The sequence below is a fragment of the Streptomyces sp. DSM 40750 genome, assembly GCF_024612035.1.
Classification (GTDB): domain Bacteria; phylum Actinomycetota; class Actinomycetes; order Streptomycetales; family Streptomycetaceae; genus Streptomyces.
Genome location: NZ_CP102513.1, coordinates 7,711,428 through 7,724,285 on the forward strand (window position 1 = coordinate 7,711,428; position 12,858 = coordinate 7,724,285).

The 12,858-nt window shown below is 70.1% G+C and carries 13 protein-coding genes and 1 pseudogene; 8 read left to right on the top strand and 6 right to left on the bottom strand.

Features of this window, described 5'->3' with window-relative positions; translation table 11 throughout:
• The first annotated feature begins 243 nt into the window (after positions 1-243).
• The 4 genes and pseudogenes from JIX55_RS34460 to JIX55_RS34475 all read left to right on the top strand — a co-directional run.
• On the top strand, positions 244-990 hold the full coding sequence (locus JIX55_RS34460) for an IPT/TIG domain-containing protein (protein ID WP_257567134.1): 747 nt from the start codon (positions 244-246) through the stop codon (positions 988-990).
• 144 nt (positions 991-1,134) lie between these two features.
• The gene (locus JIX55_RS34465) at positions 1,135-2,409 is read left to right on the top strand and encodes an IPT/TIG domain-containing protein (protein ID WP_257567135.1); all 1,275 of its coding nucleotides are present in this window, start codon (positions 1,135-1,137) and stop codon (positions 2,407-2,409) included.
• A gap of 16 nt (positions 2,410-2,425) precedes the next feature.
• Positions 2,426-3,640 carry a peptidoglycan-binding domain-containing protein gene (locus tag JIX55_RS34470; protein WP_257567136.1) on the top strand — a complete coding sequence of 405 codons (1,215 nt, stop codon included), beginning with the start codon at positions 2,426-2,428 and terminating at the stop codon, positions 3,638-3,640.
• A 66-nt stretch (positions 3,641-3,706) separates the two neighbouring features.
• A pseudogene (locus JIX55_RS34475) lies at positions 3,707-3,793 on the top strand (DUF2550 family protein); the annotation flags it as partial.
• A gap of 39 nt (positions 3,794-3,832) precedes the next feature.
• Here the strand turns inward: JIX55_RS34475 and JIX55_RS34480 are convergent.
• From JIX55_RS34480 to JIX55_RS34490, 3 genes are all read right to left on the bottom strand, one after another.
• Positions 3,833-5,653 (bottom strand): glycoside hydrolase family 18 chitinase, encoded by a 1,821-nt coding sequence (locus JIX55_RS34480; protein ID WP_257567137.1) that lies wholly within the window; start codon positions 5,651-5,653, stop codon positions 3,833-3,835.
• Between the two features lie 126 nt (positions 5,654-5,779).
• Positions 5,780-6,421: a response regulator gene (locus tag JIX55_RS34485; protein ID WP_257567138.1), complete on the bottom strand. Its 642-nt coding sequence runs from the start codon at positions 6,419-6,421 to the stop codon at positions 5,780-5,782.
• Positions 6,418-7,605, bottom strand: coding sequence for a sensor histidine kinase (locus tag JIX55_RS34490; RefSeq protein ID WP_257567139.1), 1,188 nt, complete (start codon positions 7,603-7,605; stop codon positions 6,418-6,420). The genes JIX55_RS34485 and JIX55_RS34490 overlap by 4 nt, the downstream gene beginning before the upstream one ends.
• Positions 7,606-7,758: 153 nt before the next feature.
• On the opposite strand from JIX55_RS34490, the gene JIX55_RS34495 reads away from it, so the two are divergent.
• Positions 7,759-8,349: a hypothetical protein gene (locus JIX55_RS34495; RefSeq protein WP_257567140.1), complete on the top strand. Its 591-nt coding sequence runs from the start codon at positions 7,759-7,761 to the stop codon at positions 8,347-8,349.
• A gap of 10 nt (positions 8,350-8,359) precedes the next feature.
• Here the strand turns inward: JIX55_RS34495 and JIX55_RS34500 are convergent, their stop codons facing one another.
• The 3 genes from JIX55_RS34500 to JIX55_RS34510 are packed head-to-tail and all read right to left on the bottom strand — an operon-like array spanning position 8,360 to position 10,498.
• Positions 8,360-8,932 (bottom strand): cob(I)yrinic acid a,c-diamide adenosyltransferase, encoded by a 573-nt coding sequence (locus JIX55_RS34500; protein ID WP_257567141.1) that lies wholly within the window; start codon positions 8,930-8,932, stop codon positions 8,360-8,362.
• Between the two features lie 13 nt (positions 8,933-8,945).
• The gene (locus JIX55_RS34505) at positions 8,946-9,695 is read right to left on the bottom strand and encodes an ABC transporter permease (protein WP_257567142.1); all 750 of its coding nucleotides are present in this window, start codon (positions 9,693-9,695) and stop codon (positions 8,946-8,948) included.
• 20 nt (positions 9,696-9,715) lie between these two features.
• Positions 9,716-10,498, bottom strand: a complete 783-nt coding sequence (locus JIX55_RS34510; RefSeq protein WP_257567143.1) for an ABC transporter ATP-binding protein — start codon at positions 10,496-10,498, stop codon at positions 9,716-9,718.
• A 90-nt stretch (positions 10,499-10,588) separates the two neighbouring features.
• Here JIX55_RS34510 and JIX55_RS34515 point away from each other — a divergent pair, with 90 nt between their 5' ends.
• From JIX55_RS34515 to JIX55_RS34525, 3 genes are all read left to right on the top strand, one after another.
• The gene (locus JIX55_RS34515) at positions 10,589-11,230 is read left to right on the top strand and encodes a TetR/AcrR family transcriptional regulator (RefSeq protein ID WP_257567144.1); all 642 of its coding nucleotides are present in this window, start codon (positions 10,589-10,591) and stop codon (positions 11,228-11,230) included.
• Between the two features lie 129 nt (positions 11,231-11,359).
• Positions 11,360-12,208: a 3-hydroxyacyl-CoA dehydrogenase family protein gene (locus JIX55_RS34520; RefSeq protein WP_257567145.1), complete on the top strand. Its 849-nt coding sequence runs from the start codon at positions 11,360-11,362 to the stop codon at positions 12,206-12,208.
• 182 nt (positions 12,209-12,390) lie between these two features.
• Entirely contained in the window at positions 12,391-12,714 is a 324-nt protein-coding gene (locus JIX55_RS34525) for an STAS domain-containing protein (protein ID WP_033526497.1), read from the top strand.
• Positions 12,715-12,858: the final 144 nt, after the last annotated feature.

Here is a 12,858-nt window from a genome sequence, read left to right on the forward strand (position 1 = left end):
CTTGCCCAGGAGAGATGGCGGAGGTTGCCGCACGCCCGGCAGGGCGTGCGGGGGTGCCTGTGCCGGTCCGTTCACCCGGGCGTGGCCGCACTGCTGATCAGTGCTCGCCGCATCGGCAGGAGTTGGGCAGAGGTCGACGTGCGTCCTGTCGGCCGCGGTCCCACTCCTGATGACGTGTCAGCCGATGGCTGACCATTCTGCCGGTTCCTCGCATGTCCCCATCAACAAGCGAGGAGCTTCCTCATGCCGATCTCTCCGAATCAGGGTTCCACCGGGGGCGGGACCCTGGTGACCATCACCGGCACCAACCTGTCCAACACCAGCGCGGTGACGTTCGGCAGCAAGCCTGCCACGAGCGTCACCAACGTCTCCCCGACGCAGGTCACCGCCGTCTCCCCCTCGGGGACCGGCACGGTCGGGGTCACGGTCACCACCCCGGGCGGGAGCAGCAACCCGGTGTCGTTCTTCTACGTCGGTGCCCCGTTCAAGTCGTCCCTGGGCACCGTCTCCGGGCCGCTGGCCGGCGGCAACACCATCACCGTCAACGGCACCGGCCTGTCGACGGCCACCAGTGTGTCCTTCGGCGGGGTCACCGCCGCCCCGACCGTGGTCAGTGACAGCTCTCTCAGTGTCACCGTGCCCGCGGGCGCGGCGGCCGGGCCGGTGTCGGTGAGCGTCACCACCGCCGGCGGCACCAACAACGGTCTCAGCTACACCTACGTCGACACCCCCACGATCGGGACCATCGCCCCGGACGAGGGCTCGACCTCCGGTGGGACGGCGGTGACCATCACCGGCACCAACCTGAGCAGCACCGACTCGGTCACCTTCGACGGCACTGCGGCGCCGTTCTCGGTGATCAACGCGACCACTCTGTCCGCGGTCACTCCGCCCGGTACCGCGGGAGCGGTCGACGTGGTCGTGACCAACCCCGCAGGATCGGCCACCGCGGTCGGCGGCTTCACCTACGTCGCCGGCCCCGGCATCTGACCGGTCCTGTCGCCTCCGCAACGGGGGCGATGAACACCCGTCCGGGCGGCAGTCCCCCTCCGCCCGGACGGGCTCGACTGCGCGGCCACGCCGCGACGTGGCCGCGTTCTCACCCCCCTCAGTCCTGCACGAAGGAGTACAGCCATGCCTCCCCCTGTGGTCTCTTCGGTCAGTCCCAACCAGGGGCCGACCTCGGGCGGTGCGACGGTCACCGTGACCGGATCCGTCTTCACGGGAGTGACAAACGTCCGGTTCGGAGCCAAGCAGGCCACGTCGTTCACCGTCGACAGCTCCACCCAGATCACGGCGGTGACTCCCTCAGGCCTTGGCACCGTGAACGTCACCGTCAGCACGACCCAGGGCACGAGCAGCCAGGCGGTGCCGTACACCTATGTCACGGCTCCCTCCCTCTCGGGTCTGTCGCCGAATCAGGGCCCGGTGTCCGGGGGGACGACGGTGACGCTGACGGGGGCGAATCTCTCCGGTGCGACGGCGGTGCAGTTCGGCGGGGTGCCGGCGTCGTCGTTCACCGTCAACAGCGGCACGCAGATCACCGCGGTGGCTCCCGCCCGTGCGGCGGGCGCCGCGGCGGTCACGGTGACCACCCCCGGCGGCACCAGCAACGCCCTCACCTTCACCTACATCGCCGCTCCCGCCGTCACCGGCGTGTCGCCGAATCAGGGCCCGGTGTCCGGGGGGACGACGGTGACGCTGACGGGCGCGAACTTCTCCGGTGCGACGGCGGTGCAGTTCGGCGGGGTGGCGGCGGCGTCGTTCACCGTCAACAGCGGCACGCAGATCACCGCGGTGGCTCCTGCCCATGCGGCGGGCGCCGCGGCGGTCACGGTGACCACCCCCAGCGGCACCAGCAACGCCGCCGATCCCCACGCGTTCTTCTACTACGCCGCGACGCCCCTGTTGACCGTCCTCGCCCCTCCTTCAGGACCCACGGCGGGCGGCACCGCGGTCACGCTCACCGGCAGCGACCTCCTCGGTGCGACGGCGGTGCAGTTCGGCGGGGTGGCGGCGTCGTCGTTCACCGTCGACAGCGGCACGCAGATCACCGCGGTGGCTCCTGCCCGTGCGGCGGGCGCCGCGGCGGTCACGGTGACCACCCCCGGCGGCACCAGCAGCCCCGTCGGCTACGTCTACCTCGACGCCCCTGTGCTGGTCTCCCTTGTGCCCGACCTGGGACCGGAGCACGGCGGTACGGTCGTCACGCTGAGCGGCAGCGACCTCGCGGCCACCACCACCGTCCAGTTCGGCGCCGTCCCCGCGTCGTTCACCGTGGCCTCCCCGACGCAGATCACCACCGTCGTTCCGACCGGTCCCGCCGGGCCGGTCCCCGTCACGGTGACCACACCCGCCGGAACCAGCAACGGCCTGACGTACACGCGGATCGCCGCGCCCGACATCTGATGCGCCGGAGTTCGAGATGACGTCTTTCCACGCGGCGGTCGTTCACGCCGATCAGTCCGTCACCTACTGCGGCACCGTGGACACGCACCACCTGCGGGCCGTGCGCGCCATGGCCGCTCTGCCCTTCACGCCCCACCGCGTCGTCGAGCATCCGCGCCGTCCCGGCTCGGTGTTCGTCCTGCGCGAGGACGGCGACCTGGACTGGTACGAGCCCGTCGACACCGAACGGCCCCGGGTGCGCCCCCGGGCCCCGGCACCGCCCGCCCACGGTTCGGGGCAGGAAGCGGAAGTGGCCGGTGCGGTCGCCGGCGCGGTCCCGCTGACCGCCGGGGACCAGGGCACGATGTGGATCGGTGCCGCGATCCGGTTCGGTGACGGAGTGATCGGCGGCCCGATGGACACGCCCCGCAATCCGCCCCGGGTGGTGCACCACACCACCGAGTCCCCGGCCGGAGGGAAGTACCTGGAGTCGGTGGCCTCGTACCTGATCGAAGTGGCCGCAGAACCGCACCTCATCTACTGCCCGGTCACCGACCGCGTCGGGCAGTTCGGCCCCTTGCACCACTCGGGCCGTGCCCTGCGCAACGACGGGTCCCGCCGCACGAATCGCGAGGGCCGGGTCTGCGTCCAGATCGAGGTCCTCGGTCGCGCCTCCAGGCCGTGGACCGACGGCTGGGACCCTCGGGAGCACCCGGGATGGCAGCGGATCCTCGCCGCCATCCGCTCCTGGGGAGTGCCGGACGACTGGCCGATGGGCCCTCCCGTGCCGTACCCGGGAGGTTCGCCGGCCCGCACCCGCTCCGTGTGGCAGTCCGAGGGCGGACACTTCGGCCACTGCCACGTGCCCGGCAACGACCACGGTGATCCGGGAGCGATCGACACCGCGAAGGTTCTGTCCCTGGGAACCGGCACCGGCTCTCCGGGCGGGGCCCGCCCGAAGGTGAGCCTCGGCCGTGTCGTGGCGGCCGCCAGGAAGGACCCCCCGGCGCCGGACGGCCACCGCACGTATCCGAGGGACGTCCGCCTGGTGGAGGAGGCACTCGCCGCCGAGGGACTGCTGGAGTGCGGGTATGTGGACGGCTCGTTCGGAACCAGGACCCTCGCGGCCTACGCCGCCTGGCAACGCAGCAGAGCGGGCGGCTCCTACCGTGGCGGTGACGCCGACGGGGTGCCGGGCCGGGACTCCCTGACCCGGCTCGGCGACAGACATGGCTTCACCGTCACCGGATGACCGGGAAGATCGCCTCGACGGCGGCGCAGTGACGGAGTGATGACCTCGCACGACCGGCTCTCGTGGCTGGGCCGGGCGATGGGCGAGGACGCGCTGACCGGTTTCCTCGCGTGGCTGGAGGCAGCCCCGCCCGGTCAGCGCGTCGACGTCGCCCGATCTCGCGACGGCCGGCTGTTTCAGCCGGCCGCCGGTCTACTTGAGCCCGTTGCTGATCGCGGTCACCAGCTCTCCGTTGCTCGTGTCGCCGCTGAACTCCCAGAAGAACGCGCCGCCCAGGCCCTGGTTCTTGGCCCAGGTCATCTTCCCGGCGATCGTCGACGGGGTGTCGTACGACCACCAGTTGCTGCCGCAGTGCGCGTAGGCCGTGCCGGCGATGGTGCCGGTCGCCGGGCAGGAGTTCTTGAGCACCTTGTAGTCCTCGATTCCGGCCTCGTACGTGCCGGTGGCCGCGCCGGTCGCCGTGCCGCCGGGGGCGGACTGGGTGACGCCGGTCCAGCCGCGGCCGTAGAAGCCGATGCCGAGCAGCAGCTTGGCCGAGGGGACGCCCTTCGACTTCAGCTTGGCGATCGCGTCGGCGGAGTTGAAGCCGGCGGTCGGGATGCCGGAGTACGAGGTCAGCGGGGAGTGCGGGGCGGTCGGGCCGGTGTTCGCCCAGGCGCCGAAGTAGTCGTACGTCATCACGTTGTACCAGTTCAGCGAGGCCGCGGCGCCGCCGTAGTCGGCCGCGTCGATCTTGCCGCCGGAGGAGCCGTCGGCGGTGATGGCCGCGGTGACCAGGTAGTTCGAGCCGAACTCGGTGCGCAGGGCCGACATCAGGTTCTTGAAGGCCGCCGCGCCCGAGGTGTCGCAGGTCAGACCGCAGGCGTTCGGGTACTCCCAGTCGATGTCGATGCCGTCGAAGACGTCGGCCCAGCGCGGGTCCTCCACGACGGCCTTGCAGGACTTGGCGAAGGCGGCCGGGTTCTGCGCGGCCTGACCGAAGCCGCCGGAGTAGGTCCAGCCGCCGAAGGACCACAGCACCTTGATGTGCGGGTACTTCGCCTTCAGCTGGCGGAGCTGGTTGAAGTTGCCGCGCAGCGGCTGGTCCCAGGTGTCGGCGGTGCCGCTCACGGACTGGTCGGCGGTGTACGCCTTGTCGGTGGCCGCGTAGGCGTCGTCCAGCACGCACTGGCCGTTCTTGACGTTGCCGAAGGCGTAGTTGATATGGGTGATCTTCGCGGCGGAGCCCGAGGTCACCAGGTTCTTCACGTGGTAGTTGCGGCCGTAGACGCCCCACTCGGTGAAGTAGCCGAGGTTGATCTTCGAGGCGGGGTTCGGGTTCGTGCCGCCCGTTGTGCGTACGGCCACCGCACCGCTCACCGGTCCGGTCTGGTCGGCGGTGTCGCGGGCCTGGACGGTGTACGAGTAGTCGGTGCCGGCGGTCAGGCCGGTGTTGGTGTAGGTGGTGCCGGTGACGGTGGCGACCTTGGTGCCGCCGCGCAGGACGTCGTAGTTCTTGATGCCCTTGTCGTCGGTGGCCGCGCTCCAGCTGAGCTTCACCGAGGTGTTGGTGATGTCCGAGGTGGTCGGGGTCCCGGGGGCGGAGGGTGCCGCGTCACCGGGGACGGACGGGCCGCCGTCGCAGCTTCCGCCGTTCAGCTCGCAGTTGGCCGGGGAGCCTGAGCCGCTCCCGTTGAAACCGAAGGAGACGGAGGCGCCTGGGGCGAGGGTGCCGTTCCAGGACTTGTTCTTGGCGGTCCAGTGGGTGCCGGAGGAGGTGACGTCCGCGTCCCAGGCCGACGTGACGGACGTGCCGGAGGGGAAGTCCCACTCGACGGTCCAGGAACTGAGGGTCGTGGTGCCGGTGTTCTTCACCGTCCACTTGCCTTCGAAGCCGGTGCCCCAGTCCTGGGTCTTGGCGTAGGTGGCGGTCGCTTCCGTGGCCGCTTGCGCGGGGGTGGCGAGACCGACCAGTCCGGCTAGGGGGAGGAGAAGGGTGGCGAGACCCGCTATGGCTCTGTGCCTGAAGCGCATGTGCGCCTCCTTGTGGGGTGTCGTGAGCATGAGCATGACGTGGCGCAGTGCGCCGAGAATAGAAAGGTCTGGACCATAGGTCAATGGGTCTGGACCAGTGCGCTCATGCGGGGCAACCCCGATGGGTCAGACGCCCAACTCCTGGGCCAGCACGGCCGCTTGGACCCGACTGCGCAGATCGAGCTTCCCCAGCAGGCGGCTGACGTGCGTCTTCACCGTCGCCTCGGCCATGTCCAGCCGCCGGGCGATCTCCGCGTTCGACAGCCCCTCCCCGAGACAGGAGAGCACCTCCCGCTCGCGCCGGGTGAGCGCGTCGAGGACGGACGGATCGGCGGTGGACTCCCGTACGGGCCTGCCGGCGAACTCGGCGATCAGCCGCCGGGTGACGGCCGGGGCGATCAGACCCTCGCCGCGCCCCACCGCCCGTACGGCCTCGATGAGGTCCTTCGCCTCCGTGTTCTTGAGCAGGAAACCGGCGGCACCGGCCCGCAGCGCCCCGAAGACGTACTCGTCGAGGTCGAAGGTGGTGAGCACGAGCACGTCGGCCAGCCCCTCGGCGACGACCTGCCGGGTCGCCGACACCCCGTCCAGCCGCGGCATCTGCACGTCCATCAGCACCAGGTCCGGGCGCAGTTCCCGGGCGAGCGCCACCGCCCGCTCCCCGTCCGCCGCCTCCCCGACCACCTCGATGTCCGGCGCGCTGCCCAGGATGAGCACCAGCCCGGCCCGTACGGCGGCCTGGTCCTCGGCGACGAGCACACGGATCATGCGGGTTCTCCTTCGGTGACGGGGAGGGTGGCGCGGACGCTCCAGATCTTGCCGTGCTCCGAGCTCTCGGGGCCCGCCTCGAAGGTGCCGCCCAGCAGGGCGACCCGTTCCTGCATCCCGACCAGACCGGCGCCGGAACCAGGTGCGCTCGGGCGGTCACGATCGCCGTACGGGCTGGTCACGGTGATGTCGAGGGAGCCGTCCGACTGCCGTGCCGCCACGGTGACCCGGCCGGGGCGGGCGTGTTTGAGGGCGTTCGTCAACGACTCCTGGATGATGCGGTAGGCCGCCATCTCGACGGGGGCGGGGAGGGAGTCACCGTGGTCGGCGTCCAGGGTGACGTCGAGGCCGTTGGTGCGGGCGCCCTCGACGAGCGAGCCGAGGCCGTCGAGCGTGGGCGCGGCGGACGGTTCGGTGTCGTCGCTCGAATCCCGCAGGATGCCGATCAGCCGGCGCATCTCGGCGAGCCCCTCGACGCTGTTCTCACGGATGACCCCGAGGGCCTGCCGGGAGGTGTCCGGGTCGTCGAGGGAGAGCGCGGCCGTGGAGTGGATCGCGATCGCGGACAGGTGGTTGGCGACCATGTCGTGCAACTCCCGTGCCATGCGGGCCCGTTCGGACACGACGGCCTGGGCGCGGTCCATCTCCGCGAGCAGGGCCGTCTGTTCGGCGCGCAGCCGGGCCGCTTCGGCGGCGTCGCGGTGGTTGCGGACGATCCAGCCGGTCATGGCGGGCATGAGGGAGACCAGTCCGACGACCAGACCGATCAGCAGGGCCTCCGGCTTCCGGAAGGCCCCGAGGGGCACCACCGTGAAGGCCACGGTGGCCAGTCCGGAGATCCAGGGGACCCGGCGGGCCGTGGCGGGCGGACCGTACAGGACGGCCGCGTACACCAGGTCGGTGAACATCAGCACCGTGAGCAGGCTGCCCTGGGTGATGGTGTCCAGAGTCAGGGCGGCCCACCCGACCAGCAGGGCCGTGCGTGGCATGGTGCGGCGCAGCGCCTCGCACGCGGAGGTCACGACGAGCGGCAGCAGGATCCACCAGCGGCCCTCGAGCACCACGATCCCGTCGCGGGCCGTGCGCGTGGCGAGGCCCAGGCCCCACAGCAGCAGACCGCCGAGGAGTCCGGCGACGGCGATATACACGTCCATCCGGTGCGGGCGGGGGAGTCGTACGGCCATGTCGTACATCCAACACGGGCCGCGCGTCCGGCGCCTGATGCCCGCGAACGGTCCTGGACTGCATCTTTCGATGTACCGCGACTTCGTCACCGCCGACGACGAATCGGCGGCCGGCTGCCGGGAGCCTGGAAGAGTGACCGAAAGGAGCGAGTCGTGATCGTCGCGTTGATCATCGCCTGCGAGGTCGGCTTCTGGGTGCTGCTGGCACTGGCCCTGGCTGTCCGCTACCTACTGAAGAAGCGCCGGGCCAGCGTCGTGCTGCTGCTCTGCGAGCCCGTGCTGGAGCTGGTGCTGTTCGTCGTGACCGCGATCGACCTGAAGAACGGCGCCGAGCCGAGCTGGGAGCACGGTGTGGCGGCGCTCTACATCGGCTTCACCGTGGGGTACGGCCACTACACGATCAGCTGGCTGGACAGTCACGCGGCGCATCGCCTGGGCGGCGGACCCAAGCCGCCGGGTCCGCCGAAGTACGGCCTGGCCAGGGCCCGCCACGAGGGCAGACTGTGGCTGCGGACGCTGGTGGCGGCGGGCGTCGCGCTCGTACTGCTCCAGGGTGCGGTCTGGTACGTGGGCGGCGACGGGAACGTCGAGTCGCTGCGGTCGTTCCAGTGGGCGGCGCTCAGGGCCGCCGGTATCCATGGGCTGGTCGCCCTCGCGTACACCATCTGGCCGAAGAAGGAGCCGGTGACGGAGACGACTCCGGTGCCGGAGAAGACCCCGGCACCGGAGAAGGGCTCCCGCTGACCCGAACGCGTCAGCGTTCCCCTCCCGGCACCCACAGCACATCCCCGACCTCCTTGTTCGCCGTCCTCGCCAGGATGAACAGGAGGTCGGAGAGGCGGTTGAGGTAGGTCGCGGTGAGGGGGTTCATGTCGTCGCCGTGGACCTCCAGGGCCGCCCACGTCGAGCGTTCGGCCCGGCGCACGACCGTGCAGGCCTGGTGGAGAAGGGCCGCGCCGGGGGTGCCGCCGGGCAGGATGAAGGAGCGGAGCTTCTCCAACTGCTCGTTGAAGTGGTCGCAGTCCGCCTCCAGCTTGTCGATGTAGAACTGCTCGACGCGCAGGGGCGGGAACTCGGGCTTCTCGACGACGGGGGTGGAGAGGTCGGCCCCGACGTCGAACAGGTCGTTCTGCACACGGGTGAGGACCTTGACGACCTCCTCGGCCAGCCCGCCCAGGGCGATCGCCGTCCCGATCACCGCGTTGGCCTCGTTGGCGTCCGCGTACGCCGAGATCCGCGGATCGGTCTTGGGCACCCGGCTCATGTCGCCGAGGTTGGTGGTGCCCTTGTCGCCGGTCCTGGTGTAGATGCGCGTCAGTTTGACCATGTGACCAGCGTAGTTACGCCCCGGCCGTCCGGAAGACACGTGTGCCCACCGTCACGGCGAGCGCCGTGAGGCCGACGGCGACCAGGACGCCGTACAGCATGGACGAGGTGGCGTACGCGCCGATGTAGGCGTCCCGCATCGCGTCCACCAGATAGCGGAACGGTACGAAGTGGGACAGGACGTCGAGCCAGCCCGGGGCCAGGGACATCGGCAGCATCAGACCCGACAGGAGCATCGACGGCATCGTCAGCGCGTTGACCGCGGGGCCGAACTCGTGCTGCGAGCGGGCCCTCATCGCGAGCGCGTACGACAGCGAGGCGAGCGAGACCGTCAGCAGGGCCACGAAGACGAAGCCGATCAGGATGCCGGCGAGGGGGGCGCGCAGGCCCATGACCAGGGCCGCGAGGACCAGCAGTACCGCCTGGAAGACGAAGACCGCCGCGTCGCGCAGCACCCGGCCCAGCAGCAGCGCCAAGCGGCTCACGGGGGTGACCCGCATCCGCTCGATCACGCCCGACTGCTTTTCGAGGATGACCATGAAGCCCGCGAACGAGGCCCCGAACAGGCCCAGTTGGAGCAGCAGGCCCGGCACCAGCACCTGCCAGGAACTGCCCGGCGAGCCGAGCGGAACGCCGGTGAGGAGCGGGCCGAAGAAGAGCAGATACAGCAGCGGCATCAGCACGCCGAAGAGCATCGCGAAGCGGGAGCGCAGGGTCTGGCGGGCGTACCGCCCGAAGATCAGCGTGGTGTCGTGAAGAAGCATCGGAGTTCCTGAAACCCGTTCTAGACGGCTACGGGGGTGGCGTCGGCGGGGGAGGGCCCGCGACCGGTGATGGCGAGGAAGGTGTCCTGGAGGGTGGCGTCGATCGAGCCGCCGTACTTCAACTTGAGCGCGCTCGGGGTGTCGTCCGCCACGACCAGGCCCTTGTCCACCACGACGATCCGGTCGGAGAGGGCGTCCGCCTCGTCGAGGTAGTGGGTCGTCAGGAAGACCGTGGTGCCGTGCTCGTCGCGCAGGCGGCGGACCAGCTCCCACAGATCGGCGCGGCTGCCGGGGTCCAGTCCCGTCGTCGGCTCGTCGAGGAAGAGGACTCGGGGCCGGTGGGTGAGCGCCATCGCGATGTCGAGGCGGCGCCGCTGACCACCCGAGAGCGCGGCGCACTTGCGGTCGAGCAGCTCGGTGAGGTCCAGGTCGCGGGCCAACTCCTCGGCGCGCTCGGTGGCCTGGCTCTTCGTCAGGCGGTAGAGCCGTCCCTGGGTGACCAGCTCCTCCCGCACGGTGATCTGCGGGTCCACCCCGCCCGACTGGGCGACGTAGCCGCAGGCCCGGCGGACCCCGGCCGGGTCGGTGGCCAGGTCGTGGCCGGCGACCGTGGCCGCGCCGCCGGTCGGCGCCAGCAGGGTCGTGAGCATCCGCAGGGTCGTCGTCTTCCCGGCGCCGTTCGGGCCGAGGAAGCCGAGGATCTCGCCGGGGCGGACGGTGAGGTCGATTCCGCGCACGGCCTCCACGGGGCCGCGCTTCGTCTGGAAGGTACGGGCCAGTCCGGCCGTACTGATGATGGGCATGACCCCAGAAAAACAGAGTCGCTTAAATTTTGCAATGACACCAAGTTTTCAGAGGCTCCAACGACCGGCGGTGCGACCTACGATGTGGCCATGGCAGAGGGGCTCAGGGAGCGCAAGAAGCGCGAGACGCGGCAGCGGATCTCGGACATCGCGACCGGGCTGTTCCTGGAGCACGGCTTCGTGACCGTCACCATCGCGGAGGTCGCCGACGCGGCCGACGTCTCCGTGAACACCGTGTACAACTACTTCCCCGCCAAGGAGGACCTCTTCTTCGACCGCAGCGCGGGCATCGTCGAGCGGCTCGCCCGCTGGGTGCGCGCCCGCGACCGGGGCGAGTCGGCCGTCGCCGCCGTCCTGCGCGAACTGCGCGCCGAGGTCGAGGCGGTCTCGCCGCGCGTCGGCCTCATGGCGGGCTACGACCGCTTCATGGAGGTCATCCACGAGTCGCCCGCCCTGCGTTCCCGGCTGTGGAGCATCCAGCAGGAGGTCCAGGACAATGTGGAGGCGGCCCTCCGGGAGGAGACCGGCGCCCCCGACGACGACCCCCTGCCCGTCCTGATCGCCGGTCAGATCAACTGGGTCCACCAGACGGTGATGGCCGTCATCGGGCGCCAGATGCTCGCCCGGCGCAATCCGGACGAAGTATCCCGAGAGGTGCTTCTGCTTCTGGACGAGATGGAAGGCCTGTTGAGCGAGAAGGTGCTCAACTACGCCGTACGACCCTCCGAGTGAGCGCTGCCGGTGTGATGTCCGTCCCTTGAGACGTGACTCGCGTTACTAAGCGGTCACACAGCCCCTCACGAGCGCTAGTGTCCGGCCGAGAGGTAACCCATCGACAGCGCGTACCAGGGGAGTCGCACAGTGGCACGGAAGCTCGCCGTCATCGGAGCCGGGCTCATGGGGTCCGGTATCGCCCAGGTGTCCGCGCAGGCGGGCTGGGACGTCGTCCTGCGTGACGTCACCGACGAGGCGCTGAACCGTGGCATCGGCGGCATCACGGCGTCGTACGACAAGTTCGTGGGCAAGGGGAAGTTGGCGGCCGAGGACGCCGAGGCCGCGCTGGGGCGGATCACCGCCACCACCGACCTCGACGCGGCGGCCGACGCGGACATCGTCGTCGAGGCCGTCTTCGAGAAGCTCGAAGTGAAGCACGAGATCTTCAAGGCGCTCGACAAGATCGTCCGCGAGGACGCCGTGCTCGCCTCGAACACCTCCGCCATCCCGATCACCAAGATCGCGGCCGCCACCGAGCGGCCCGAGCGGGTCGTCGGGGTGCACTTCTTCTCGCCGGTGCCGATGATGCAGCTGTGCGAACTGGTGCGTGGCTACAAGACGAGTGACGAGACGCTCGCCGCCGCACGGGAGTTCGCCGAGTCGGTCGGCAAGACCTGCATCGTCGTCAACCGTGACGTCGCCGGCTTCGTGACGACCCGTCTCATCTCCGCCCTCGTCGTCGAGGCCGCGAAGCTCTACGAGTCGGGCGTCGCGACCGCCGAGGACATCGATCTCGCCTGCAAGCTGGGCTTCGGCCACGCGATGGGACCGCTGGCCACGGCCGACCTGACGGGCGTCGACATCCTGCTGCACGCCACGAGCAACATCTACACCGAGTCCCAGGACGAGAAGTTCGCCCCTCCGGAGCTGATGCGCCGGATGGTGGACGCCGGTGACATCGGACGCAAGAGCGGGCAGGGCTTCTACACCTACTGACGGCGGCGCGCGTCACGGGCGGCACTTCCCACGCATGTGAACGCATGAGCCTCTCGGGCCTCACCCCTTGAGGTGAATTCGGTATCGGTTCGCTCACAGACGGCAACCTGGCGGTGTCAAAAGCCGTCAGACGTTGCATCACCCACATCACGGAGTACGAGACGCACTCACGGGGAGCGCTTATGTACATCAGGGGCGACCACGCCGAGCTGGTCGTCGGGGGCCGCCTCGACGTACGCAGCGCGGCGGACGCCCGTACGGTCCTGCACTCGGCCGTCGACGACGGAGCCGGCGACCTGGTGCTCGACCTGTCAGAGCTGGACTCCTGGGATGCCACCGGACTCGGGGTGATCATGGGAGCCCACCGGCGGGCGGGACGGTGCGGACGGCGGCTGGTGCTGCGCGATGTACCACCGCAGATGCAGCGGCTGCTCGTGGCCACCCGGCTGCACCGCATCCTGGCGATCGAGGGCGGCATCGGACTGGAGTCATTGCCCAGAGTGTGAACGCGTGTGCGGAGTCGTACGTATGGCTCGGTGTGTGCGGGACACCCGGTCGGCATGGCCGCTTCCGGTCGTCATGGGGCTATGGGGACCATGGGGGCGAAACGCACTACACGCCCAATCCTCACGAGACTGTGATGTCTCGGA